The 26,299-nt window shown below is 65.5% G+C and carries 19 protein-coding genes; 4 read left to right on the top strand and 15 right to left on the bottom strand.

The genetic code is table 11. The features are described from left to right. Positions 1-6 precede the first annotated feature (6 nt). Both B059_RS0105445 and B059_RS0105440 read left to right on the top strand, forming a co-directional pair. Positions 7-906: a DMT family transporter gene (locus tag B059_RS0105445; protein ID WP_018077233.1), complete on the top strand. Its 900-nt coding sequence runs from the start codon at positions 7-9 to the stop codon at positions 904-906. Continuing rightward, the gene (locus tag B059_RS0105440; RefSeq protein ID WP_038058207.1) at positions 899-1,276 is read left to right on the top strand and encodes a VOC family protein; all 378 of its coding nucleotides are present in this window, start codon (positions 899-901) and stop codon (positions 1,274-1,276) included. Before B059_RS0105445 ends, B059_RS0105440 begins: the two co-directional genes overlap by 8 nt. Here the strand turns inward: B059_RS0105440 and B059_RS20630 are convergent. The 13 genes from B059_RS20630 to B059_RS0105375 form a co-directional block, all read right to left on the bottom strand. Continuing rightward, a complete protein-coding gene (locus tag B059_RS20630) occupies positions 1,273-5,133 on the bottom strand; it encodes a hypothetical protein (RefSeq protein ID WP_018077231.1) in 3,861 nt (1,286 codons plus the stop codon). The genes B059_RS0105440 and B059_RS20630 overlap by 4 nt on opposite strands. A 65-nt stretch (positions 5,134-5,198) precedes the next feature. Next, entirely contained in the window at positions 5,199-6,275 is a 1,077-nt protein-coding gene (locus B059_RS19890) for a hypothetical protein (RefSeq protein ID WP_026177320.1), read from the bottom strand. 23 nt (positions 6,276-6,298) lie between these two features. Beyond that, complete coding sequence (locus B059_RS0105425; RefSeq protein WP_018077230.1) at positions 6,299-8,320, bottom strand: C1 family peptidase; 2,022 nt, start codon at positions 8,318-8,320, stop codon at positions 6,299-6,301. A gap of 90 nt (positions 8,321-8,410) precedes the next feature. Beyond that, complete coding sequence (locus tag B059_RS0105420; protein WP_157273626.1) at positions 8,411-9,478, bottom strand: hypothetical protein; 1,068 nt, start codon at positions 9,476-9,478, stop codon at positions 8,411-8,413. After that, positions 9,475-10,449 carry a hypothetical protein gene (locus tag B059_RS0105415; protein ID WP_018077228.1) on the bottom strand — a complete coding sequence of 325 codons (975 nt, stop codon included), beginning with the start codon at positions 10,447-10,449 and terminating at the stop codon, positions 9,475-9,477. The genes B059_RS0105420 and B059_RS0105415 overlap by 4 nt, the downstream gene beginning before the upstream one ends. 64 nt (positions 10,450-10,513) lie before the next feature. Further along, positions 10,514-11,974, bottom strand: coding sequence for a c-type cytochrome (locus B059_RS0105410; protein WP_018077227.1), 1,461 nt, complete (start codon positions 11,972-11,974; stop codon positions 10,514-10,516). A 9-nt stretch (positions 11,975-11,983) separates the two neighbouring features. After that, complete coding sequence (locus B059_RS0105405; RefSeq protein ID WP_018077226.1) at positions 11,984-13,465, bottom strand: c-type cytochrome; 1,482 nt, start codon at positions 13,463-13,465, stop codon at positions 11,984-11,986. Further along, entirely contained in the window at positions 13,462-15,027 is a 1,566-nt protein-coding gene (locus B059_RS0105400; protein WP_157273625.1) for a hypothetical protein, read from the bottom strand. Before B059_RS0105400 ends, B059_RS0105405 begins: the two co-directional genes overlap by 4 nt. A gap of 4 nt (positions 15,028-15,031) precedes the next feature. Further along, on the bottom strand, positions 15,032-15,895 hold the full coding sequence (locus B059_RS0105395; RefSeq protein ID WP_051068493.1) for a hypothetical protein: 864 nt from the start codon (positions 15,893-15,895) through the stop codon (positions 15,032-15,034). Positions 15,896-16,007: 112 nt separating this feature from the next. Then, positions 16,008-18,584: a cytochrome c gene (locus B059_RS0105390; protein ID WP_018077223.1), complete on the bottom strand. Its 2,577-nt coding sequence runs from the start codon at positions 18,582-18,584 to the stop codon at positions 16,008-16,010. A gap of 58 nt (positions 18,585-18,642) precedes the next feature. Continuing rightward, on the bottom strand, positions 18,643-21,345 hold the full coding sequence (locus B059_RS19885; RefSeq protein ID WP_018077222.1) for a patatin-like phospholipase domain-containing protein: 2,703 nt from the start codon (positions 21,343-21,345) through the stop codon (positions 18,643-18,645). Continuing rightward, positions 21,338-22,177 carry an N-acetylmuramoyl-L-alanine amidase gene (locus tag B059_RS0105380; protein WP_018077221.1) on the bottom strand — a complete coding sequence of 280 codons (840 nt, stop codon included), beginning with the start codon at positions 22,175-22,177 and terminating at the stop codon, positions 21,338-21,340. Before B059_RS0105380 ends, B059_RS19885 begins: the two co-directional genes overlap by 8 nt. Before the next feature lie 335 nt (positions 22,178-22,512). Next, entirely contained in the window at positions 22,513-23,538 is a 1,026-nt protein-coding gene (locus B059_RS0105375) for a tellurite resistance/C4-dicarboxylate transporter family protein (protein WP_018077220.1), read from the bottom strand. A 313-nt stretch (positions 23,539-23,851) separates the two neighbouring features. Between B059_RS0105375 and B059_RS0105370 the strand changes: the two genes are divergently transcribed. Continuing rightward, positions 23,852-24,595, top strand: coding sequence for a ferredoxin--NADP reductase (locus B059_RS0105370; protein ID WP_018077219.1), 744 nt, complete (start codon positions 23,852-23,854; stop codon positions 24,593-24,595). An 85-nt stretch (positions 24,596-24,680) separates the two neighbouring features. Here the strand turns inward: B059_RS0105370 and B059_RS0105365 are convergent, their stop codons facing one another. Continuing rightward, the gene (locus B059_RS0105365; RefSeq protein WP_018077218.1) at positions 24,681-25,013 is read right to left on the bottom strand and encodes a cupin domain-containing protein; all 333 of its coding nucleotides are present in this window, start codon (positions 25,011-25,013) and stop codon (positions 24,681-24,683) included. 71 nt (positions 25,014-25,084) lie between these two features. Further along, positions 25,085-25,366, bottom strand: coding sequence for an FGGY-family carbohydrate kinase (locus tag B059_RS0105360; RefSeq protein ID WP_018077217.1), 282 nt, complete (start codon positions 25,364-25,366; stop codon positions 25,085-25,087). Between the two features lie 125 nt (positions 25,367-25,491). Between B059_RS0105360 and B059_RS18725 the strand changes: the two genes are divergently transcribed. Continuing rightward, positions 25,492-25,797 carry an EamA family transporter gene (locus tag B059_RS18725; protein WP_018077216.1) on the top strand — a complete coding sequence of 102 codons (306 nt, stop codon included), beginning with the start codon at positions 25,492-25,494 and terminating at the stop codon, positions 25,795-25,797. Positions 25,798-26,299: the final 502 nt, after the last annotated feature.

Genomic DNA, 26,299 nt, shown 5'->3' with positions numbered 1-26,299 from the left:
AGCCCTATGCCCATTCCCTTGCAGCGCACCCTCGCCATTGCCAGTCTCGTCTATGCCGCCACCCTGTGGGGGCTGGTGTGGTACCCCTATCGCCTGCTGGATCAGGCCGGGGTCGGCGGTATCGCGTCGGGGTTCTTCTCCTATGCGACGCCGCTACTGCTTCTGGGCTGGCTGCACGGCCGCGCGCTGCGCGCGGCACGCGGGCACTGGCTGTGGCTGACGGCGCTGGGGCTGGCGGCGGGCTGGACCAACCTGGCTTACGTGCTGGCGGTGCTCGAAGGCGAGGTGGTACGCGTGTTGCTGCTGTTCTATCTGTCGCCCCTGTGGACGGTGCTGTTCTCGCGCTTCCTGCTGCACGAAAAACTCAATCGTGCCGGCTGGGCGGTGATGACGCTGGCGGCGGGCGGCGCGCTGGTGATGCTGTGGCAGCCCGGCGAATGGCCGCTGCCGGGCCACCGGGCCGAATGGCTGGGGCTGTCGGCCGGGGTGATGTTCGCGGCGAGCAACGTCATCAGCCGGCATCTGGATGGGGTGACCGAAGGCGCCAAGGCCGTGTCGATATGGATGGGCGTGGTGGTGCTGGCGGTGATCGGCCTGGCGCTCAAGCCGGCCGAACTCGATTTCATGGCGGATGCCGGAATGCAGACCTGGCTGCTGCTGCTCGGCGTTGGCCTTGCCATCGGCAGCATGACCTATGCGGTGCAATACGGCCTGGCACGCGTGCCGGCCAACCAGGCCATCGTCATCTTCCTGTCCGAGCTGGTGGTGGCGGCGATCGCCGCCTATTTCCTGTCCGACGAGCGCATGGGTGTGCAGGAGTGGATCGGTGCGGTCATGATCATCACCGCCAGCCTGTTTTCGGGCCACATGGAGGACGATCAATTGAAGGGCAAACAACGTGTCTGACGTAACCGCCTTGCTGCATGCCGGCCTGCTGGTCGCCGACCTGGCGCGTGCCAGGGTTTTCTATGAATCGGTGCTGGGATTGACGCGCTATCCCGACCGTCCCGGACTGCCTTACCCCGGCGAGTGGTACGACCTCGGCGGCGGCCAGCAGCTGCACCTGATGCAGTTGCCCGATCCCTATGCCGGCTCGGACCGCCCCGGGCACGGTGGCCGCGACCGCCACATCGCGCTGGGGGTGAGCAACCTGGATGCGCTGAAAAGCCGTCTCGACGCGGCCGGGATTCCGTACACGGCAAGCAGGTCGGGTCGCGCGGCGCTGTTCTGCCGTGACCCGGACGCCAACACGCTGGAGTTCGTCCAGACTCCCTAGCGCCGCGGGAAGGCCGTGAACAGACCGGTCTGGGCGCGGTCCTGCTGCAACAGGTGCTCGAAGAAATCGGCCTCGAACGGCACCGGGTCGCCGAAGAAGCCGATGGTGACCTTCTTCGCGAGCACGGCCGTGTCGAGCGTCTCCTCGGTTTCCCCGGTTTCGGCGATCACCGTTGCCAGGACGCGGACGGGTTTGCGCGCGAAGGCGCTCGTTCGCACCTGAAACACGTTGGCCAGCGCCTGGACGAAATCCTCGCGCAGCGGGTTGAACATGTTGAAGATGCGGACTTCGCCGTCGACCGGGAATGCCTTGCGTACGTCGCTCAACTTCACCGCCATCGTCTCCACGTTGAACTCGGGAGCCGCGAGCAGCGCGACCGCTTCGGCCAGCGTGAGGTTTTGCAGGGGGCGTTCACCCGTGGGGTCGGGGCGGTCGCCGAGATCGCCCGCGGCCGTGAAGACGGTCTCCGAAAGAAGATCGAGGCTGACCGTGCTCTGGCAGATGGCGACGATGTTCAAGATTTTCACGCTGCCTGCGGGGACCAGCGAGAGCGATCTCAGCAGGGTGTCGAATCCGGTCGCGGGTACCTTGCGCTCGCCGAGCAGCAGCGTCTTCAGGTCTTCCGAGCGCGGAACGAAGTTGCCCTTGGCGATGATCTTCTTGATGTCGTCGAGCGTCGGAAAGTCCGGCTCCTCGGTCGGCGAGCGCGTGATCATGAATGACGTCGGTCCATTGACATCCCAGGTCTGCAGCGGGACGCCCTCGTCGGTGACTGCCGGGGTCGGCGCCGGCGAGTCGGCCGACAGGCCGACGAACGAGCGCAGTGTCTCGTCGTTGCCGATGATGCGGTCGAGGGCCGAATTTCCGGTCGAGCGGGGCGCCGCGGCCGGGACTCCACCGGTAACGCTCCCGCCCCCGCCCCCGGTTCCACTGCCTCCGCCGCTCGTAGCCCCGCCGGACGATCCTCCACCGCTTCCGCCGGGCGACCCGCCGGCGCCGGCGGCCTTCGCCTGCTCCTGCTGCTTCTTCTTGAGTTCCTCTTCCTTGTTGACGACGGCGCCGGCCTCGGTGATGTTCTTGTCCTGGATCGACTTGCCGAGCTTGGCCTTGGCCAGGTCGGTCGCCGCCTGCACCTTCGCTTTTTCAAGATCGGCCGCGATCTTGCGCCGCTCGGTATCGGCGCTGACCGCGGTCTTCATCGCTTCGCCGGCCTGCTGACCGACGGCGGTGGCCCCCGCCGCCGAGAGTTTCGCGGTTTCGGTGGCGAGTTTGATCGTGTCGGCAAGACCGCTCATGTCGCGGAACATATTGCCGTTCTGGATCGCCGCGAGCGCGCCGGCCATCCCGGTCGGGTCGGGCAGCGCGCCGAAAGGCGTGATGTTGACCAGCGGCGAGCTGAACTGCCCGGGGGTGAGGTTCTCCGCCTGCGCCCGGGTCCCGGTCTGGATTGCCGCGATGTCCGTCGGCTGGATCGGGATCGGCGAGTCCTGCCAGTTGAAGAAGCGCGAGAGGTCGAGCCGCTCGGCGCAGTTGAAGCGGCCCAGCACGGCTTCGGCAAAGATTCCGCCGCTCGACAGCGGAACGATGTCGACCTTGGCCTGGCCGATGGTCAGGCCGCGATCCGCCATGAACGTCCGCCATTCGGCGTCGTTAACCGGATCGGTGTTGATCTTGAACGCCAGCGCGTTGCCGACGATGCGCAGGGGGATCGGCTCGGCAACCTGCACCAGCGGGAACGGCTGGCCATTCATCGTGATGCTGAACGGTGAAAGCAGGCCGGCGATCATCGCCGAATCCAGATTGCGGAACACCGCCTGGCTGTAGTGAAGACGGTTGTCCGCCAGATGCTGGGTCAGGTTGACATCCGCGCCGGCCGCGCGGATGTCGATGAGCTTCGTTTCCGTGGCGCCCCTGGCCACGGTGACCGTCGGCAGTTCGAGCGGAAAGACGATGCCGTTGCGGGACAGGGCGAGCACGCCGGTCGCCGCGACGTCGGCGGCAGGAGCGCTGCCCGAAAGCGCGATGCGGTCCACCTCGCTCAGCGCGACGCTCGCCGAAAGATCGGTGATGCGGGTGCCGTCGCGCAGCACGAACACCATCCTGATCGTCCGCACGGTGCTCTGCACCGCGCCTTCCTCGACCCGCACATCGGATGGCACGAAAAGCGACTGGGAGTTGCGACGCACCGTGGATGTGCCGAAGAACGCCGAGAGTTTTGATGCGGCGTTTTCCCACAGGCTGTCGGCGATGTCGTCGGGCAGCGGCGTACGGGGCGGTCGCGGCGGGAGCGGATCTTCGTCGACGTCCGGCTCCGGCCCGGTTTCACCTTCCTCGCCCGGGGGCCGCCGCGCCAGTAGCACCCGGCGCGTGATCACCTGCGGGTTGGTCAGGATGTCCGCGATCGACCCGCCCAGGCCGGGGAACACGGCCCGCCGTTCGGGAACCAGTTCGAGGGTATCGAAGTTCAGCAGGGCGTCGCGCACCGCCGGGGTGAGCGCCGCGTCGACGAGCGCGCCGCGGAACCGCCGCAGCAGGACGACGTTGCTGAAATCGAGTAGTTTGAACGGGACGAACACCACCCGGTCGCAGCGGGTAAGCGAGGTTTCCGTGCGATAGATCTGCAGCACTTCGTAATACTGTACGGTCAGCGCGTGCATGTGGTTGTAGTTGGTGATGACGCGCGTGGACACGCTTTCGTGCTCGGTCTGGCTGACTTCGCGCACGACCGAAGCGCGGCGGGTGCGCGCCGCATGGGCGTGCTGGTGCGTGCGATCGCTGGCGTTCTGCAGCATGGATGCCCCGACTTCGCGGCTACCGGCACTGGTCGCGTAGCTGTCGGCGGAGGTCGATGTCTTGGAAATGCTCGCGCTGGCGCCGCCGCCGAACGGCCCGATCGAGATGCCGGCCGAGGCGCCCGCCTGCTTGGTGGTCGACGTGCTTTCGGTGTGCGAGAACCCGCTCTGGGCCTCGCGTGCGACCGCCTCGGTGACTTCGCTGATGCTGCGGTTTCTGGCGGTCTCCTGGCTCAGGTCTTCGGTCTCGCCGAGCACTTCGGTCTGCCCGGCGCTGGTCTTGCGGCTCCAGTCGATCACGGCGATGCGCGTGCTCTCGCCGGCGGCGAGCGCCATGCTGTGCAGCAGGTGGCCCAGGGTCACGCCCTGCATGAACCAGGACTGGTTCATGGTCAACAGCATCCCCAGGCCCAGGGTGCTGAAACCGAAATCGGCATCGGCGACCTGCGCTGCATCGATCGGCGCAAAGTCAGGGCCGGCCAGGTCGATCAGTGCGGGCGCGTTGTCCGGACGCAGGATCTGGTCGAGCACCAGCGAGGTGTATTGAACGCGCTCGGTGGGAAACTCCCCGGACTTGGGAATCAGGTCTGCCGGGCTCTCGGGATCGAAGGCTTCCAGCTGCTCCGGAAAGAACACCCGGTTGAGGATTTCACGGGCGGCGCGAAACGGCGGATAGACCGAGAGATCCCGTACCGTGATGACGCCCAGGGCAGCCTGGATTTCGGCGGCGTCGGCGACATCGGCAAGGATGTCGAGCGACGCGTTGCGCAGGTCGGGGATGGCGACGGTTCCCGCGATGCCGGGTTTGAGCAGGTCCGAAATCGGCCGGCCGAAGCGGTTCATCGCATTGGACGGGTTGTCGGCGGCATCCTCGATCTGCGCGGCGGCATTGAATACGCTCGACATCGCCAGGTCGAAGACGTTGCGCACGCCGAGCACCGACAGGGTCGCCAGCGCCTGCGGCGACACGCCGAGAAGCCGGTCCGGCGGCAGATTGAGAACCTCGGCCAGCGGCAGCAGCTGCGCTTCGGAAACAAGCAGATCGGATGGATCGGATATGGGCATTTCGCTCTCCTACAACGTGGTCTTCGGCAGACCGGTTTCAAGATTGGAAAAATTTTCGGTGCTTCTCACTCCGTCAAATCGCCGCGATACGTCCGCAGGAAGCGCTCGATTTCACTGTTGAGTTCGTTCGCAAACGGCCAGGCATCATCATTCTGCGGCGACAGCGTTTTCTGCTGGCGATACAGCCGCTGGTTGGCGCAGACGTACAGACGCATTTTCAATTCCGGCCAGTAGGCGCTTTCGACGGATGAAATACTGGTCGGCGATTCCACGCGCGCGGAAAGCAGTGCGAGCGGCGCCTGGGATCCGTCGCACAGTTCACGGCTGCGCGGGTGCTGTCCCGATTCGTTCCACCAGGCATTGAACTCCGTCTGCCCCAGCTCCAGTCCGCGGGCGTCCATGCGCAACACGTCACGTCCCGCCTGTTGCAGGGCGACGTTCACCCGCTGCGTGTAGCTGGCGCGCGTTTCGCCGGCCCAGAAACTACGATTGATCGGCAGGCCCAGTGCGGCGAAGGCGAGCAGCGGACGCTCCGGCCTGGCTGCCGCGGGTGGAGGGGCGGCAGCCTCCGGTCGAATGGTCGCCGTGGGCGCTGCAGCGGGGCGGGCGGTTGCGACCCTGGGGGCCGGAGTTTTGGTGGCCGTTTCAGGTGCGACAGCGCGTGGCTTCGCCGCAGGGGCGGGCTGGACGGGTGCGGAAGAAGGCGTCACGGCAGACCGGGCGGTTGCGCTCGCTGGGGGCACCGTCGCTGCCGGAATGCGTGGGCCGGGAATGGCAAGCGGGACGGCGGGCGCCGCCGCCGGAGGGGAGGCCGGCACGGACGGCGGCGGCTGAACGGGCACGGCCGTCGTCCCGGGGCTTGCGCCCATGGGAGGCGCTTCGGCAACAACGGCCGGCACCGGCTTGCCGTCCTCCTTGCCGGGCAGGCCCGGCAGCAGCCGCGGCGCCAGCATCAGGCCGACGCCGGCCAGCACCAGGATCAGCGAGGGATGGGTGACGTTGAGCTTGATGCCGAATGCCTCGACCGATGAGGCCTGCGTGCTGGTCTTGCTGTAGATGAACATCACCAGCCCGGTGGCCACCAGCACCAGGCCGGCCAGCACCAGAAGGGTATCGATCAGGGTGGAAAAGTCGGCTGGCATGATGATGGGCTCGCAAGCTGTGTTCAGTAATGCAGGTCGCGCGCGCTGAACAGCCGTTTCGGCACGCTGCCGAGGATGCGGACGAGCACCGAGTTCATGGTGGCGCGGTCGTTGTCGAAGCCACCGTGGCTGTGGCTGACGGCGGCCCCCTGCTTGATGGCCGCGATCTCCTGGGCGGGGTCGATCGGGATGCCCTCGGACACCACCAGCGCGGGGCGGCCGTCGACGTTTCCACTGAACAGACCGGCGAGCGCCGGATCGGCGTCGAGGCAGGCCTTCATTCCCAGTATGGGCACCCCGCGCGTGCCTTCGAAGGCGTTGGACACGAGATAGAGCAGCGACTTGGCATACGGGCCGACGCTGTCGTCGCGTTCCAGCTTGTCCGACAGGATATACAGGCTGGGCAGCGGCGTGAGGCCGGCTTCCAGGCTGGGCAGCAGCAGGTTCTTGAAGGTGTCGGTGCGGATGGCGGGGGCGAGGAACTGCACGCTCTTCAACGGGATGCCCAGGTTCGACAGCAGTGGCAGCGCGTGGGCGGCGAAGATGCTGCCCGCCGAATGGCCGACGATGTGCAGTTCCCAGCCGGTCTTATCGTGGCTGGCCAAATTTTTCTTGGCCAGTTCGACGTACTGCGCGACGAGTTGGATGGCGCCCTTGTTGTGGGGGTGGACGGAGGCGAGTTGCGCGTTTTCCTTCATTTCGCCCCACAGCCGAAACCCCGCGCGAGCGAGCGTGAGTTCCAGCACGCGGTCCTTGGCCTCGGTGAGATTTTCCAGGAAGCCGCCGCCGGCAAGCGTGTCGGCCTTGGTGAACAGGTCCTCGAACAGGCCGGCGACGCTGGAGAGGAAATCGCTCTCCCACATGATGTGCAGCGGATAGATCTCGTTTTCCAGCATGACGTCGCGCATGGCGACGATGCGCTTGGCGCATCCGGATTCGGAGTTGAGGCCGCCATGCAGATACAACAGGATGCGGCGTTTTTTCCAGCCGCGCGTTTTGACCGGAATGGTTTCCGTGAACAGGCGTTCGATGTCGGGCTCGGTGGTCCAGTACTCGCCGGAATCGGACAGCTCGCCGTTGTTGGTGACGTCGATGACGTAGGGCCGGATATCGGCCAGCGGGATGGTGCGGCTGGCGCGCTGGATGCCGGCGGTGTCGATGGTCTTATCGTCCGCCCAGAGGTCCATCGTCACCGGCACGCCGAGCTGTGTCACCCAGACATCGGTGGCATGCAGCAGGAAATCCTCATAGGGCAGCAGCGCAAAGCCGCCGGCGCCCCAGCCTGGCCCCCAGGAATTCTGGATGATGAAACCCTGCGGGGTGTAGCCGACGAGGGCGATGGCGTGGCCGCCGTCGGCACTGCCGCTGCGCTTGATTACCGGCAGCTTCAGCGTGAGCTTGCGGCCGCGGTGCACATGGCTGACCGGAACCGGCTTGTCGCCCTTGCCGCCACCCGGATTGGCCCAGCCCGAGTGCACCATCAGGGTGGCGTAGAGAATGCCGGTTTCATTGAGCGCGGTATGCATGTCGCGCACGTTGTAAGGGCGGATGCGGTAGTAGGCACCGCCCGGCGCCGCCATCGCCTGCCGGATGATGGCATCGCTCATGTGCGTGATGCCGTGCTGGTCGTCCTTCCACGACGAGCGCAGACACACGCCGTGCTTGGCCCAGGCCTTGATCGCGCCGCGCGCGGAAGAGCCCTCGTAGGCCTCGCCCGGCCATTCGTCGTAGCGCCGCGCCAGCTCGTACAGCATGCGCGGACTGACGATGGCGGTCCGCTTCTGCTTGGCACGCAGAAAGTTCACCACCGCCGCCAGCGCAAAGCCGGTGCAGGCGCCTTCGCGTCCCTGATCGAGGATCATCGCCGGCTTGATGAACGCGCAACTCACCAGCGAGTCGGGCAGCGAAATCAGCGCAGGCTGATAAAACCAGTCGCGCAGGTCGATGCGGTCGGGGAAGGCATCGAGCCGCTGGCCGGTGGCTTTTTCGGAACTGGCCTTGAGCGGCTGGTCGGCGGATTTTGCGGGTGCGGTTTTCGTGGTCATGCGGGTCTCCGGATACGGTTTGGTCTGAAAAATGGCCTGTGGATACGCCTTCGCGCTTCAGGAGTGGAGCTTCGGTGTGCGATGCCGGGTCTAGTCACTGCCCCTGCCCAGACGCCACCCGCCGCCGAAAAACAACTGTTTGCACCACGCGAGCACAGCGGCATCGAGCGCACCGATCAGGGTTGCGAGGATCGGGTTCTCTTTCAGCCAGGCGACAAGATCGAGGGTATGCACCGCGCCGTCCTTTCTCACCCAGGCCAAGCCGGAAGCCTGGACGCTTAACAGACCTGGCCGAAATCCGAGCGAGACGAGCCGCAGCATCCCTTCACCCCCAGCGCAGCGCCCATCGGCCAGCCGGCCGGGGTTGGCGAGGGGCAGGCGTGAGCCTGCGGCACAGGCGTAGTCGGTGAATTGACTTTCCCGGCCTGCACGCACGCCGATGCCGAAGGCGCTCAATGCCGCATCGCGCTGGTCGGTAGGCGCCAGCGCCAGGCGCGGAACATCCTCCCAGCCACGATCCGCGGGGGTGATGCGCAGGCGGATTTCACTGCCTGCCGCAGCCAGCATGGAGAGCGGGACGGCGCCGCTCAGCACGGGCAGCGGCCGTCCGCCCAGACGCAGTATCCGCTGTGGCGGCGGCGCGTCGGGCGACGGGTCACCCGCACTGAGGGCGCTCACCGCTAGGCGCGCCCCGTCGGCCCGCAGGATGAGGGCAAGGCCTGAATCGCCGGCCTCGCGGGGCGTCTTGAGGGTCACGCGCGAGGCCTGTCCCGGGATCGGCACCACCGAGATGCGGAGGAAGGTCTTCGCCTTCTCTGCCTGGCTGGTGAGGAGACTCACGGGATGGTCACCCGCGGGCAGGCTCACGCCAAGATGTTCGAGCAGGCGCGCCGTGCTCTCCTGAAGCCGGGCGCGGTCGAAGCGCAGGTCTACCGCGTCCCCGACTTCGCCCTCGAACACGAGAAGCAGGCTCGGCTGCGCGAGCGTCTGGTCAATGACGAATTCGGATGTGGAACCGGCCTCGAACTGTCCCGCGTTTTCCAGCATGACGGGTAGCGGCAGGCGGCTCAGCACGTAATGACCTGTGGCAAGCGCGACGAGCGCGGTGAGCGCGAGAACCTGTTGCCCCCCGCGTTGCAGGAGCCAGGCCAGGCTCACCACTTGACGTCCACCCAGTCTGGCGACCAGGACACCACCCAGTCACCTTCCTTGACCGAGCTGCGCCAGGCGCGAACGTTGAGTACGTGAAGGCCCTTGGAGACTTCGCCATCTTCGCCCTTGCCGTCCCAGATGCGCGGCTTGTCACGTCCGATCCAGGTGTCGCGCGTCAGTTCGCCGAGGTCATCCTTGTAGACGCGCTCGACCACCTGGATGATGCCGTCGCGGTTTTCCAGCCGGGCGAATTCGGCGACGACCTTGTTGAAATCCGAGCGCGAATGGAAGCTGTAGCGCGCTTTTCCGAAGCGCCCGATGCGCACTTCCGGCGGGCCGAAGCTGACCTGGTCGATGGCCACCGAGCCGACCGCCTTTTCGCCCATGCCCATTCCATTGATCCGCAGCGGAGCGGGCATTTCCGCACCCGGCTGGTCCTTCACCGAACGCACCGAAATCACCGCTGCCCTGGGCTCGGCGCCGAAGGACTCGGGCAAGCGGAAGATCTTCTGCGCCGGGCCGTTCGCCTTGAGGTTGTAGACGAAAGGATCAGATCCCTGCACCTTCATTTCGATCCTCAGCAGAGCCTGGCGGGCGTCGTAATCAATGACGAAGGGCGCGCCGCCCTTGACCAGCGCTTGCATGACGAGCCCGCTCATGGAGTACTTGTCGGGGATTTTCGGCCCCGACTTGGCTAACTGTGCGGCGTCGCCGGGCGTGGTCGAGGTCGTCTTGTCCTTGCCGCAGCCAGTGAAGAGACAGGTGAGGTCGATGCCAAAGGAAAATCCGCCGCCTCCCCCTCCCCCGGAGGGTTTGCTTTGTTCAGGCGCGGGTTTGGGTATCGATTCGGTCGGGCCGTCGTACGTGCCGCCCGCACTCGATCCCGCGAATCCGAGCAACCCGGCCGTGAGGACACGTGCGGCAACGCCGCGGAATCGTCGCAAGCGATAAACGAAGATCGTTTGACTGGTATGCATGTCTTCTCCTTCCAATTCCATCAGGAGGCCATGGCCGCTCGCGTGCGATCGGTCACTCTCGCGCCTACTGCGTCTTGAGATACTCGAGCAGTGCCGCCTTGTCCGACGCCGGCAGGCCGGTGCCGAAGTCGTGCCCCTGGCTGCTGTTGCCGCGCAGCCGCGTGTCGAATTTCGTGCCCGCGCGTTCGGCCGCCGGGCCCTGCACGACGAAGCCGACGCGCATCGGGTCGTACACGTCGTAGCCGCGCCAGAAGACCTGCGGGCGCTGCGCGGGCGGCGTCAGCAGGTCGGACAGGGTCGGCACCGAGCCGTTGTGCAGGTAGGGCGCGCGCAGCCAGATACCGTCGAGGAACTGCGCGACATACCCGGTCAGCGGCGCTTCGACCAGTCCTTTGCGCTGGATGCCCATATCACTGACCACCTTGTTCGCCTCGATCGCCGCCTGTTTTCCCCAGGTGTCGATGCGGCCACGGTCGGTGCCGATTTCTGAAAGCGGAACGATGGTGCCGGTGCGCGCACTGGCGTGGCAGGCGGCGCAGTGCGCGTCGAACACGGCCTTGCCCTGTGTCGCGCGCGTGGCGTCGATAGGGAAGGGATATTTCGGCGCTGGCTTGTTCTTCAGGTAGTCGACCAGCCAGTCGATGTGGCCAAGGAAGTCGGCCTTGTCCTTCGGCTCCGCACCCATCAGTCCCAGCGCCGAATCGATGATGACCGAATACGGATCGTGCGAGTCGCCGGCAAAGTTCATGCGGTGGCCTTGTTCCGGCTGGTATTTCTTCAGGTTCCACACCGAGGGCATGTCGGTCGGGCCGAAGCTGTCGTCCATCGGCCAGCGGATCATGAAGTACTTGGTCAGGTTCATCGCGTCGTCGCGTCCGCGTCCCCATTCGGGGAAGTCGTGGCGGTAGATCCACTGGAACTGGCTTTCGCGTTCGGTGAGGCGCTTTTTGGTGATCGGGATGATGAGATAGCGGTAGGCGAGATGGTCGATGAAGTCGAGGTCGGCGGCGAGATTGATCTCGGCCATCAGGGTGTCGGCGTTGAAACGCGGGTCCTTGGCGCAGTCGACTAAAAATCGGAAGAAGGCTTCGAGATCGAGCGTATGGTTGGGGCCCGTCACGACCAGGGTCGGCGTCTCCTCGGGCTGGCTGCGGTAGCTCGCCACATGGCAGGCGGCGCAGGTGTTGGCGACGCGGTCGAAGCCGATGCGGCGCTTGGAGAATCCCACCGGCAGTTCCTGGCCCTGTTCCCACACCACACCGAAGCTGGCGTAACCGATGCCGGGCTTGGGCAGCTTGTCGGGGAAGACGCGCGGCAGCACGTAGAAGATCCAGTAGGGAATGCCGGCGTCGTTCTCCGCGCCGATGGAACCGTATTTGAAACGCTCATCCGGGTTGTCGAACTGCGTCGCGCCGTGGTCGCGCAGGAAACGGTCCCAGCCGACATAGGCAAGCAGCGCGCCGAGGATCAGCACGAGGAAGGCGGTGATTTTCAGCCAGCGCGGACAACGGCAGAGCGTCTTCATGGCAGGCTCCTAAAATGTTTTCAGGTATTCCAGCAACGCCCACTTGTCGGCGTCGGACAGGGTGGTGCCATAGGCCACGCCTTCGTGTCCGGTGTTGCGGTTGCCGGGGATGCGGGTGTCGTAGGCAAACAGGGGGCGGCCCTGACTGGCCGGCTGGTTGGCGACGAAACCGAGGTGTTTCGGGTCGTACAGGTCGTTGCCGCGATAAAAGTCTTTCGGGCGCTGTGCCGCGGGTTGCAGCAGGTCCCACAGCGTCGGCACCGAGCCGTTGTGCAGATAGGGCGCACGGAGCCAGATGCCGTCGAGCGGCGCGTTGGCGTAGCCCCAGGTCTTGCGGAAGTGGCGGAAGCGGTACACGGGATCGGCCGAATACAGCATGCCCTGGTTCTGCGCGAGCTGCAGGGTGTAGGAATCGAGGCGGCCGCGGTCGGTGCCGATGGCATGGATCGGCGTGACCTTGCCGACATGCTCGCCGGCAAAGTCGCTGCCGCTCTGGCCGTGGCAGGCCGCGCAGGTTCTCTGGTAGAGCGCCTTGCCGCGCGCGGCAAGCGTACGGTCGACGGGATAGTGCTTTTCGAAGGCGGGCGGCACGGCGGTGGCGATCCAGGTCTCGATGCGGGCGATGGCGGCGTGGTCGACGAGTTTCGGCGTGGCGCCGGTGCCGAAGGCGGCCGACAGGTTGCGTTCCTCGACGCGGCTGTTGTTGCCGTCCCAGTGCAGCTGCATGCCCTGTTTCTTGCCTTGGTTCCAGATCGCGGGGAAATCCGCCACGCCGACGAGCTCGTCTGGCGGCAACCGTTCGAACGGCACGCCGAAAATCGCCTTTGCCGAATTGAACGTGTCGACCCGTCCCGGCCCCCAGTCGGGCTGCAGGTGAATGAAGTTCAGGCGCCCGAGCAGGCCGGCGACGCCGTCGCGCATCAGATGGATGCCGAGCGGGTAGATGATCCGCTCGTCGAGTATCCCGAGGCCACCGGATTTTTCGGCGATGCGCGGCACCACCTGCGCCGGGGTGAAGCGGCGGTCGTTGACGCAGGCCTGGACGAATTTCTGGAAGCCCATCAGGTCGAGCTGGTTGGCCGGCATGCCGGCGACCAGCATCGGTCTGGCGTCGGGCGATGTGCGCACGGTGGCGGTGTGGCACACCGCGCAGTTGAGGAACACCCGATCGATGCCCATGTGTCGACGCTGCGACATGCCAACCGGCAGATCGTGCCCCGGCTCGTAGATGAATCCGAGAGACGCATAGCCCTTGCCCGGCAGCAGATCGGGGCAGACTTCGGGAAGCACCTGGAACAGCCAGTAGGGGAAGCCCATGTTGCGTTCGCCGCCGGTGGAGCCGTATTTGAAATGCTCGACCGGGTCGTCGTAGGTGACGGGGCGATCGGGCAGGAAGCGGATCGCCGCGCCGAGTGCGCCGAGCGCGAGCAGGATCAGCACCGCCCACAGGAAGAAACGGCAGCCGGAGCAGCGGGCTTCGGGCGTACTCATGGCGACCGCTCCGCATACGAAGAGGGGGGCAGGCAGGGCCGTAATTGCGCGTAGGGCCGCCGCAGCAGGCTGGCCGGATCCTCGCCGCGCAGGCGGCTGGCGGCCAGGCGTTTCAGGACAGCGAGTTCGGGCGAGGCGGCCCAGTGCGCAGGATCGATGCCGCGGCTGGCGAGGGCAGCGGCCGGCGGCATTGGTGGCTTGCTGCGCGCGGCTTGCGGAATGCCTGCCATGCCCAGGCGCACGACGATGCGCTCGGCACAATGATCGAGCCGGGCTTCGACGTCTGCCGGGCTGCCGTGCAGGAAATTGGGCGGATGCGGCAGCGTGGTGTCGTGGCAGCTGGCGCAGTGGGTGCGGAACGGAGCGACGAGCGGGCTGGCGTTGCGGGCAACGGAAGCCGGTTCCATGCGTGCGGGCGGCAGACGGACAGGACGGACTCGGCGCGGTGTGCCGGATTCGGCCAGCAGGTCGTCGAGCAGCGTGTGACTGAACGGACGGGCGGAAAATGCGCCGCGCGCGCGCAGACGTTCGAGCGGCGCGGCGAGGTCGACCGCTTTCAGCCGCTGCGCAGCGCGGACGTCGAGCATGCCGGCCAGCCCGACGACGAAGGCGGTCTTGTCCGGCGACTGCCAGGTTTCGAGCGGCGGGCGCAGCAGCAGGGGATCGTTGTCCGGGCTCTGCAAGGCGGCGAGTGGATCGCGGTTGGGCAGGTCGGGATTGGGAATGGCGAGGCCATGCGGCCAGATGCTTGTCCAGGCGCGATCAAGTGCCGGCAGGATGCCGGGTGCAGGCAAGGAACCCCGGCGCGCGTAATCGAGCGCAGCGGAGAAGGCCTGCATGCGGCAACGCTCGCCCGCCTCGCCCGTGCCGCAGCCCTGCTGCCACAGCTTCTGCCAGACCGAAAACAGGTTGGCGCGGTCGGTGGAGGCGTCGATGAAGTAGGCGATATCGGTGCCGGTCAGCTTGACCCGGTAGAAATCGCGTCGCGCATCTTTCAGGCGGGCGGCGATCTCCGGGTTGGCCGGGGTTTCATCCCACAGCGGGCGGGCGAAGATCGGCGCGGCGTTCTGGTGGCAGGCGAGGCACAGGCCGCGCCGCGCGTAGAACACCTGCGGGGTTTTTCCTTTCCGGTAATCGCGCACGACCTGAAATTCGAAGCGGCCGGCGGCATCGTTGTAGCTGATGACTTCGATCACCATGCCCTTTTCGTGATAGCCGAGGAACAGCCGGTCCTTCAGCGGCAGGGTGCCCGGCTTGCCGGTGCCGTCGGCAGCGGCGACCACACGCGGATAGCGGAAAAAATCCGGCGCGCCGGCATCGCGCTGCAGCGAACGGCCAAGCGGGATCAGCGTGACTTTCAGGGGCGGCAGGCCACCGCTGTCGGTCTGCATCTGGCGGTTGATCGTGTCGACCAGCCGGGAAAACGGAAACGGCACCGGCTGGCTGCCGATCAGCTGGTCGAAGCGCGAGCGCCCGGCCGGCGGCAGGTCGCCCTGCGCAGAGACCGGATGCGGGAAGATCAGTGCGGCGGCGAACATGAGTGTGAGCCAACCCGGTCTCATGACGCTAGCGTGCTGCCAGCACCCGTTTCTGCGTGCCGGACCAGCAGTCGTCGCGTACCTGTCCGGTCTCGAATTCGGCGCGGCCGGCCCGGTCGAGATCCTTGTTGGCGAGCACGAAATTGAGGATGAAGACGTGGTCCATGTAGGCGCGGCCGAGATACAGGCCGGGCCGTACCATGCGGATTTCGTCGCGCACCCTGAGGCCGCGGCGACCGGCGAGAAAATCGGGCTTCTCGCGGTAGCCCCGGATTTCGTCGGTGAAGGCGTAGTCGATGATGATCGATTCGCGACGCGAGTCGATCAGGCTTTGCCCGCAATAGAGCTTGGCCGGAAACAGCAGCCAGGCATCGCGGCCGTCGACGTCGATCTTGGGAATGTCGCCCGGGCCGATCACCGGCCGCAGCGCGGTGAGGTCCTGGATGCGGTTGCGCAGCACTTTCTGGCCGCGGTAGAACACCTTGCCTTTCCACAGCGTCTCGCCTGCGGTTTCCAGCATCCTGCCCTTGAAGTTTACCCCCAGGCCCTTGAGTCCGCCGATGATTTCGGCGGCACGCATCTTGCCCGAACTGCCGCGCGGAAAGACGATCTCGCCGTCGAACGGCCCGTCGGGAATCGGCCCCGAGCTCAACCGGGCGTACAGCTGGTCGAGCTCTTCCTGATTCAGGCCGGCGAGATATTTGGGCGTGACCTTGGCGAGCTCGGCGAGCGGAATCGGGTGCGCGTATTCGACCTGCGCGAAGTCCGGCTTGCTGGCGTAATCGTCGCCGTAGGGGGCGAACGCGATGTCGGGCTTGTTGCCGAACCAGTCGTTGAGCTTGTCGCAGCCGGAAAGCATCAGGATCAGCGGCAGCAGAAGCAGTACAGCCATCACCAGACGCAGCACATCGTGGCTTCCCGTGCAACGCGGACTGAGCCCGCCGCAACAGCATCTCGGGTCGGGCGTGTGTTGATCTCGAACAGATGGAAACATGGCGGTCTCCTCAGAGCGTGGCCAGGAAGGCAATCAGCGCGTTCTTGTCGGCGTGGGACAGGTCCTCGCCGAAGCGGTGGCCGTCGTTCTCGATTTCCGCGCTGCACGACGAATAGACCTGCCATAGCGCAGGGGTGCGGGCGCGTGCCTCCTTCACCACCTCGACCAGGCGGTCGGGGTCGGAGACGATGGCTTTGCCGATGGCCTGCATTTCGTCCGCAAGCTTCCTGGCCTCGGCTGCGGGCAGCACGGTGGCGAGACGCGCTTCGAGCTCCCCGGGTTTGAGTTTGGCGCGCACCAGGTCGACGATGAAATTCTTGTGGAGGAAGTTGCCGACATTGCCCGCGGTGGCGCCTGCCGGCACCCGCACGGTGAAGCCGACGAGGCGTTTTTCCTCCTTGCCGTCGAAGATGCGCGGGCCGATATCGAGCACGATGTCCTGGTCGACCTTGGTCGCCTTGGGAATGCGTTTCGACGGATTGAGCAGGTCGTTCATCGACGCGACATAAAGCTTGAAGCGACCGTCGACCGAGGGATCGTAGGCCCAGCATGCCGGCTGCCTGTCCCGCGCCAGCGGCGGGTTGCCGGGCTGCCGGGTGTCAACGTAGCTGGAGCGGTACAGCTCACGGGGATTGGCCTTGTCGCCGCCCCAGCCGCACAGCTCGGGGCCGACCGAGTTGTTGTGCAGGAAGGGGGCGTGCGCCCACAGGTTCAGCAGCGAAATATTGCGGTAGTAGCCGCGCCCGCCGTCGTGCGGTTCGAGGATGCCGGACACGGTCTTGCGGGCGTGGTAGTCCTCGTTGGCGAACTGCTCCCAGACGTGGCCGCGCATATGGTTGGCGTGCAGCGAGCGGCAACGGTAGGTGCCGACTTCGGTGACCGGGGTCGGCACGTCGTTGCCCAGCCAGTCGGCGCGCAGGCCGGTCTTGCTGTCGATGGCGCGGAAATCGATGGCCTCGAACGGTGGTTTGCCGCTGGAATGGCAGCGCGCGCAGTTGGCGGCGAACACCTGCTGGCCGCGCGAGACTGCGTTCGGGCCGAAATCGCGTTCGAGGTCGCGCACCAGATCGGCCTGAACGTAGGTAGTGCCATGCTGGTTGGCGCGCGCATCGGCGAGGTCGCGCGCCTGGCCTTCGGGTGCAGTGAGGAAGAAGTCGAGGATGTTGTGCAGGCGGTCTTCCACCGCGCGGAAGTTGGGGCAGTCGCGCCGGCACTGGCCGATGTCGAATGGTGTCTGGCCGAAGTTGCGGGCCTGCGGGTCGAGCTGGCGCAGGTCGGTGAGGTGGTTGACCCAGCACTGCTCGGCGCACGAGCCGATGTTGAAGTAGACGCGCTGGATCGCGCCGAGTGCGCCGATCGAGTCGCCGCCGCCCTTGAGGATGTGATGGACGGTCTCGGTTTTCACACTCTTTTCCCAGCACTTGCCTGCCTTGCCGGGTTCGCACCAGCATGTCGCACCAGCCGATGGGTCCTGGCTCTTCGCGCCCGCCGGACACGCCGCGACCTTGCGCCAGCGGTTGACCTTCTCGCCCGCGAAGGTGGGACGCTGCGCAATGTTGATCAGCGCGTTGATGGTGCCGGCATTGTTGACCTGGTCGTTGGGGATCGCCGAGGTGTCGGAAGTGCCGGGGCGGGCGTGGGCGAAGACCTGCCACAGCAGGTCGTCGTGCGGCATGCCGGAGATGAGGATCTCGGAGACGCGGATGTACTGGTTGCCGACCAGGCCGGAGAGGTTTTCCCATTTCGGGTGTTCAGGGTCCGCCGGCGGCCTGGCCGGATTGAAGGCGACGTGGCAGGAGGCGCACGCGGTACCGATCAGGAAAGGCGGTTCGATCGAGGCATCGGCCAGTTTGCGTACCTTGAAATCGGAACGCGCGGGGTCGTTGGACAGTTTGCGGTTGTAGCCTTCCCAGCTGCCGAGGCGGCCGTTGACCTGCTTCCACGCCGCCGCATCGAAACGCGGGTTGGGAAACTTGCGGAAACCGAGCGCACCGGTGGAGGTGCCGAAAGCCAGGTTGCAGCTGTCCTCGCGGCCTTTTTGGTGGCCAGCGGGATCGCTGGCGGCGACGCTGGCGTCCTTGAAGTCGCAGGCAGGGTCGCGATAGCCCGGCTTGCCGACAAACTTCAGCAGGGTCTCGTCGCCGGGGCACCAGTCGAAGCCGTAGGTCTCTTCGGCGCTTTTGGCAGGACAGCCGGTGGAACCCGGCGTGCAGCAGCCGGGGTCGTTGATCAACCCCCAGGTCTTGAAGCGGGTGTCGCGTGCATCCCCACGCAGCACGCCGTACCAGTCGATCAGCGCGGTGATGCGTTGCTGGAAGGTGTAGGTATGGAAGCGCGCGTTACCGGCGGTGGCCTTGAACCAGATTTCGCGGCCGGCACGTGCCGAGGGAGACAAGCCGGCTTCGGCTTCGTGGAAGCCGGCGTCGGTGTAGGGAAAAGCGGAAGGCCCGGTCGTGGCGGGCGCGGCAAGTGCCGCTTCGGCTGCTGCCGGCAAAGTGGCGCGTGCGGTTTCGGGTTGGTGGGTGAGCCAGGCCAGTGCGGCGATGGCTGCGATACTGAGGGTGCCTAGCCAGAACGAAGTCTTCATCGTGCTCTCCTGTCGGCAGGATGGATTGCCCTGAACCTTAGTCAAGGATGAGGGGCTTTCAAGCGCTCTCATCGCGCCGCTCGCGCAGGATTTCGCACAGCCACGGCAGCACCGGTCCACTGTCGCCAGCCATCTCCTGGCGCTGGATGGTTTCGATCAGTGCCGCGTCGAATACCGCCTTGCCGATGTAGTGGCCGAGCTTGCGGTAGCTCTCGAACTGCGATTCGTCGAACCATTGATCCGCTGTCGATTCATGCGGAAATCCGGAGTGGGTGCACTTGTAGTTGAGCAGGTCGGCGGGCTCGGTGCCGGTGAGCCGCGGCTTGATGTAGATCAGATGGCCTTCCGCAGGCTGTTCCTGACTTCCTGCACGGGGCGGATAGCGTATGCGGCCGATGGCGGAATAGCCGCTTTCGAGGTCTTCGGCGTGAATGTCGATGACCACGCCGAAATCGGCATAACACTTGCGGATGGCGTTGCCGAGATCCTCGAAATGGCTGTCGCCGTCCTCACCGGCGTCGATGGCGACGATGCAGGTGCAGCGTCGTCGCACCAGTTCGTAGATCCCGAGATTCTCGAAATGGCCGCCGTCGGACAGATAAACGAACGGCGAACTGTACTGGGTTTGGCCGAACAGTTCGCTCAACAGGTAGATGCCGCCGAACGGCGGGTCGTGTTTGGTCCAGTGTTTTTCGCTGGCCGGATTGGGGCTCCAGTGGCCGAGCCGGACGTTGAACACGGTCATCAGGAAGGTCAGCGCGGGTGAGCTGTGGTAGCCCATGTTGGGGCAGGCGGCGGCGCCCGAGATCGCCATCACCGATCCCAACCACACGCCTTCCATATACTGCGCGGTGGGGCGGTAATGGCTGAGCAGCTGGCCCTTTTCATCAGGCAGGGTGAAGCTGTAGCCGCAGGCCATGGGAGTAAAGGCGAACGCGGCGGCACGCCGTTCCTGCCACGCGAGCTGCTTGCCGGCAACCAGGTTCATCGCGGTATTGTGGATGGGGTAGGGACGCTGGCATTGCGGCTGGCCCAGCGGCATGCTGCAGAGGTCGGCCAGCTTGAGGTCGTCGCGCGGGTCGAAACCGGTGAACGGGTGCGGTACGCGCAGCTTGCAGCGCGAGGCACCGAGATAGCTGCGCACCAGGCGCTGGCGGTAGAAGTGATAGATCGAGAACAGGTTGACGTCGATGCGCCATGCCAGCGCGGTGGCGGCCGCGAGGCTGCCGATGCACAGGATCGCCACCCACGCGATGGCGGGACGCTGGAAGTTGACCGCTTCCTGCCGCAGCACCTCCATGAACTGTGTGGAAGTGCGGACATGCTCCTCGCATCCGGCGCAGAACACCGGCAGCATCAACAGTTGATGCAGGCCGAACGACAGCAGTCCCAGCAGGCCGACGACGAAGACATAAGGCATCACCTGGGCGGCGCGATCACGCCAGGTTTTTCGGGTGTCGCCGGCGGTTTTCCCTGCGCGTCCCAGCAATACACCGCTGAGAGTCGACAGTACCCAGGCCAGGCCGCCCGCTGCGACGAAGGCCTCGGGCGCCCAGCGGAAGAAGGCCGGAGCGATGTAGACGATGCTGAACAGGGTGGCCCACACCAGCGCCGCCAGCAATATCCAGCCACCGAGACGGGACCACCATTCGCGCGAATCGTGCGAGAAATATCGCCCCATCAGGCCGATGTGGGCCACTACCGTGAGTGAATAGAATTTCAGCAGCAAAGCGGTGGCGAGTGCCGATGCGATCCACGAACCGCTGTAGCCGGTGCCTACCTGCCGGATCCATTCCGTCAGCTCGGCAAACGCGGCGAGCAGCAGGCCGCCGAGCGCCCCCGCCAGCAGTGCGTAGCCGCCCATGGCGACGATGCGCCCCAGGCTGAACCGCGGCTGATCGTCCGTGCGGTGGCCGAAAAACCGTCCCAGCGCCCAGCCTATCAGCCAGGGCGGAACATAGACCAGCATGCCCCACAGCACCCAACCGCCGAGCGAAATCCGGTCCAGCTTTGCCGCGCCGGCATAGAAGCCATAGGCAATCAGCCAGGCTGACAGCAGCACCGGCAGCACCACCAGCGCCAGCACGCCGGCCTGGCGGGTGTAGAACGGCCGGCTTTTGAATGCGCCGCGGCTGCCCAGGTTGAGGCCGATGACCAGCATGGCCATGACGATCAGCAGGATGCCGCCGCCGAACAGCGGCAGCAGACTGGCGTCGGTTGTGGCGTGAGCGCCTTCCCAACCGGTGAGCCAGCGGACGAACCACACCAGCAGGCGCGGCAGCAGAAGCAGCCCACCGAGCGTCAGCAACAGCAGGACGAGGTTGAGATAGAGGTTGCGCAGATAGGTGGCCACCGCGGTCAGCGTGTCGGCGGAAAAAAAGCTGGCCTTGGGGGTGAGGTAATTGCTGTAGCTTCGGAGGAAACGGATCGCGGGGTTTTCCAGGCCGCCGCTCTGCAGCTGCGGCTCGGCGTCCTCGACGCGGCCGTTGCACTTGAGATGGATGTAGGCCGACAGCCAGCCCCCGATGTAGCCGCCACCCGAGACGCACGACAGGTAATCGAACTGCCGCAGCAGCCGCAGTTCTGCCAGCGCCTGGGTGATGCCGAGATTGAAGGTGGCACTGCGGATGCCGCCGCCGGAGAAGGCCAGCCCGGTCAGCGGCCGGTCGGGTCCGTCGTGGCGGTTGTCGGGTTCGCGGATGGTCGCGCGTTCCTGTGCGTGGACGGTATCCCAGTCGAGCGAGGTCGGCGCATCAGACATCGATCGCTTTCAGATATTTGCTGTGGCACCAGCCGACGATATCCATTACGCCGTTGACCTCGCCGGCGACGTCGACTTCCCACCACAGGCCCCGTTTGGCCAGGACCTCGACCTCGGTGGCGGGGGGCAGGGGGGTGCCGGGCAGGGCGGCATGCTCGGGGCCGGGCCCGTTCCGCACATACAGCCGGGCGGTGGTGCGGTAGCGCTCGGGATGGTCGTTGCCGCGTCCCAGCAGACGTGCGCGTACCGATTCGAGTGGGAAATCCGGGCCCGGATCGCGCTTGCGTCCGGGCGCAATATCCTCGTGCCCCAGCACGTCGGCAAGACCGTATTGATCGATCAGCGCCATGCTGCATTCCAGCGTGGCTTCGATCTGTTCCGGCGTGTAGCTGTGCCAGCCACAGGGCGGAGTGCCGGGCGGGTCGTGGCGGTGGCAGGCGACGGTGACCTCGCTGTCGGGATAGCTGCGGCGGCTGAGCGGGGAGATCCATTTGCCGCCGCTACGGATCAGGCAGCCGGCATTGTCGAGTTCGATACCGATGCTGTAGCGGTTGAGTCCTGACAGGCTGCCCCAGCGCGACTGGCCGGCATGCCAGGCTTCGCGGTCGAACGGTACCAGTTGGGTCACCGAGCCGTCGCGTGCGATGACCAGGTGAGCGGAAACGCGGGAAGCCGGGTTGCGGAACCAGGCCACCGTGCCGGCCGCACTGCTGCCGGCGGTGTAATGAAGGATCAGAAAACGGGGTGAAATGGTTTTTCCAACGTGTGGGCTGGCGAGATAAGCCAGCGCAGATCCATCGTCCCGTGTCAGCCGATGATTGAGTATTTTCATTGTGCCGTCTCCCTGGTGGGCCACCGCAGCGAGCGGGGCCGGTACCCTGGGCGCTGCGGCAACTGCCCCCAGCATAGGACAGGCATCCGGCGATTGATATGCGACTGTGGTTGCAGGCGGGGTTTCAGCCGAGGGGGCAGGAATCGGTGCCGGGGCTGGGTGTGGTTACGAACCGCCCCGATCCGCCGGGCCCTGGCGAGTGGCACGGACTGGGCGACGGATAGCCGCTACCCTGGAGTTCGTCGAAATCCCCTGGCCGAGTCAGGCGCTGCGTTGCCCGGTGCTGGCCTGCCGGCCAATGCTGCGTCCGGGTTGACCCCCACGTTGCATGCCGCTTATCGCTCCTGCCTGTCGGATCCAAATGCGCGTATGCGGCGCAGCAGATCCAGGACGAATCCGGTAAATGCCGCCGTCCATGCGGCAAGCGCGATGTACAGAAAGACCGGCGGCAGGAAGCCGAGGAAGTCGAATCCCATCGCTTCGATCATCCGGTCGGTGCCGACCGCATACATGCCGAGCGGAAAAACCGCGCCCCAGTAAAGCGGGTCGTATTTTATCGGGAAGCGTTTGTACACATGACGCCACAGGGCGAGCACCAGCAGCATCGGTATCCACCAGCTGCCCGTTGCCCAGTAAAAGACCGTGAACCCCTTGATGAACGGCAGCAGCGAGGTGAGAAAGGGCGCACCAGACACGTTGATGATGAGCAACGAACCGGACAGGGTGGAAATCGCCATCGCGCCCATGTTGATCCAGTACGGCGGCGTCAGATCGCCGGGCGCAAGCTCGAAGAAGGTGTAGCGGTAGAAGATCAGCGACATCATCCAGATGTAGAGCATGCCGCCCCACAGCCACATCGAGAGCGCGAGGAAGTTCATCTCCAGCCTGCCCGGTTGACCGACGTGGGTGGCGAGCAGCGCGCCGAGCGCGGCGATCGACTGGGTTGCCACCACTGCGAGCAGCCAGGCGCCGTTGATCCCCTTGTCGAGGGTCGGTTTACGTTCCTTGACGGTGAAGCCGGTAAATATCGTGTAGGTCAGCGCGATCCAGAGCAGGATCGCCACCCCCCAGAGTACGGTGCCTGTGCCATAGCCCGCCGTGAGCACGACGAACTGGCTTCCGAGCACGCCGGTGGCGGCCACGGTGGTGAAAAACCCGGGGCCGCGCAGATGATCGAGCATGTCGCCGAAGAAGCGGCGAGTATGGAAAATCATGCGCAGCACGGTCAGCACGCACAGCGCGGCATAGACGACGATATTGAGCTGGAACAGTGCGTGCGCGACGCGCGGCATGGCGAGAAAGTGGGCGGCGAGCGAGACGATGCCCGTCGCCATGACCATGCCGAAATAGGCGGGCGACATGCCTGCCAGCTCCGCTAGCACGCGTGCACCCGGCGACTCGCGTCGAACGGGTGGGGCGCATTGATCGGGTCTTGGGCTCATGGTATGCGGATGGGCATCCGCGACGGGCGTACTCTCGCGTAGTCCGGCATCATAGCGCACCCGGTCGGACAGTGAGCCCATTCACGCGGCATGCGCATGGGCGGATGGATGCACGGTTGATGGGCAGATCGGGACAGATCCGGTTCGCGCCACTCAGGCCCTGCCGGGATGCGGGTTGAATGCACGCGCGCGCACCTCATAATACAGCGTACGTTTCCCCGAGGAGCAGACGATGAGTGAATGGGTACAGGCGACCGTAGTCGAACGCATACGCTGGAACGATGCACTGATTTCGCTGCGTTTTGAAGCCGAACTCGACCCTTTCAAGGCGGGCCAGTTCATTCGCGCGGGGATGGACGTCGATGGCGAACGCATCGGGCGCCCCTATTCCATGGTCAATGCGCCCGACGAGAGGCCGCATGAGATCTATTTCAACGTCGTCCGCGAAGGCCCGCTGTCGCCCCGCCTGGCGCAGCTTCAGCCCGGAGAACACTTCTGGGTCGTGCCCACGCCGAATGGATTCCTCACCCTGGATGAAATTCCCGAAGCCCGCCACCTCTGGCTCCTCGCCACGGGTACCGCGATCGGCCCTTTCCTTTCCATCCTGAAAACCGCTGCACCCTGGTCACGATTTGAAAAAGTCGTGCTGGGGTATTCGGTTCGCACACGGGGCGAACTGAGTTATCAGGGCACCATCCAGGAAATACGGCAGCGTCACCCCACGCAATTCCAGTTCGTTCCGTTCATCACCCGTGAGCCCTGCGACGACCTGCTATGTCAACGGATTCCCGCCTGCATCGAAAGCGGCGCATTGGAGCGAAAAACCGGCCTCGATCTGACACCGGAAACCGCGCACGTGATGCTGTGCGGAAATTCCAGCATGCTGCAGGATACCTTGGCCAGCCTGGAAAAACGCGGGATGAAGCGGCATCGCCGGCGCGAGCCTGGCCATGTCAGCATGGAAAAATATCACTGAGCGTGCCGACGCACTCGAAGCGCGCACCGTTTTGCGGATGGCGAGCGCCACGCGGCCTGGCGCAAACATCGCGACTGGTGCGAAATCATGCGCGCCTCAACAGAATCGTGACGAGAAGGGCGGCGTCCTCCAGTGCCCTGACTTCGTGCGGCTCTGCGTCGGCAAGGTAGACCAGATCCCCTGCCCGGAGGATTTGCGTTCGTCCGTGCGCGTCGAGCTCCACGGCACCTTCCAGGCATTGTATGGTGAGTGCACCCGCCGCCTTGTGATCCGGGGCTGTTTGTCCCGCGGCCAGCACGAACCGGAAGACTTCGAGGTGATCTGCCCTCACCAGCGTACGTGAATGCGTTTGGCGCAAGGCCGCGCCTAGTGGGCGGATATCGATCAGTTCGCCGGATGCTGCGTGGGTCATGGCCATGAAAGCTCCTTGCCGAAAGAATGGGGACGCCCGGATTCAGGCTTGATACGTCTTGAGTGTAGCCAATGGCGTCAGATCGCAAGGGAGACGAAGCATTGCGGGCCATCGCGCGCCAGCGGGGCCGCGCCGTAGGCGGCTTCGGTGTGCGCGGCGCGCGCGACCGGAATCCCCAGCAGGCGCTGGCGAATATGCGTCCAGACGGGGTTTTGTGCGCCGCCTCCGGTGGTGTCGACCCGGCGCACCGGCGTGGCGCCCAGCTCCCTGAGCAATCCATAGCCACGAACCTCGATGCGCGCCAGGCTCTCCAGCAGGCCATGCAGGAATTCGGCGTCGTCGGCCGGGCGCGGCGTCACCGCTCGCGCTCGCCCCGGCGGCGAGGAAGGCGGCGATGGAGTTTGCCATGAGCAACGTGATCAGCCGCCACCTCAGCGGCGTCGCCGAAGTCAGCAAGGCGGTGGCGATCTGAGTCGGCGCGACGATGCTGACCCTGACGGGCCTTGTCCTGCATCCGGCGGAACTCGACTTCGCGGCAGGGGCGGAAAGCCGCGTCTGGTTGCTGCTGCTCGGGGTCGGCGTCGTCATCGGCAGTATGACCTACGCAGTGCTGTACGGGCTTGCGCGCGTGCCCGCCAACCAGGCGATCGTGATCTTACCGTTCAAGCTCGTCGTCGCGGCGATCGCTGCCTATTTACTGTCGGACAAGCGCATGGACGTACAGGGGTGGATCGGCACCGCCATGAGCATCACCGCCAGCCTGTTTTTCGGCCACAAGGAAGACGCGTAGCGCGAGGAGAAGAGCGCCCATACCTGATTCATCCCCTTCAGGGCAGATCCACGGGCTGCTTCACGCCGGCCTGCTGGTCGAGGATCTCGATCGCGCCAGGACCTTATACGAATCAGTGCTCGGGCTCACGTCGCGTCCGTGTCCCGAACTGCCTTATCCAGGTGCGTGGTACGACCTCGGCGGCGGCCAGCGGCTGCACCTGATGTGTCTGTCCAATCCCGACACCGGCATCGTCCGCCCCGAGCATGGGGACGCGACCGGCACATCGCGATCGGGGTGACCCACATGGATGTGCTGAAAAGCCGGCTCGATGCGGCAGGGGTGAAATACACCGCGCGAGCAGATCGGGGCGTGCGGCGCTGTTCTGCCGGGATACGGATGCGAATACGCTGGAGTTCGTCGAGGCCAGCTGATCGGGGGGCTTCGGTCTCGGTCCGCTGGTCGACTGGAGTCTTGAACGCATCTGGCACAAACCATCCGAAAGGCTTGGCCCGGAAGAGGT

Origin of the sequence: Thiobacillus denitrificans DSM 12475 (assembly GCF_000376425.1) — a bacterium.
In the GTDB taxonomy this organism is placed as follows: Bacteria; Pseudomonadota; Gammaproteobacteria; order Burkholderiales; family Thiobacillaceae; genus Thiobacillus; species Thiobacillus denitrificans.
The sequence above is the reverse complement of the archived record's forward strand: the minus strand, read 5'-3'. Positions and strand labels throughout refer to the sequence as shown.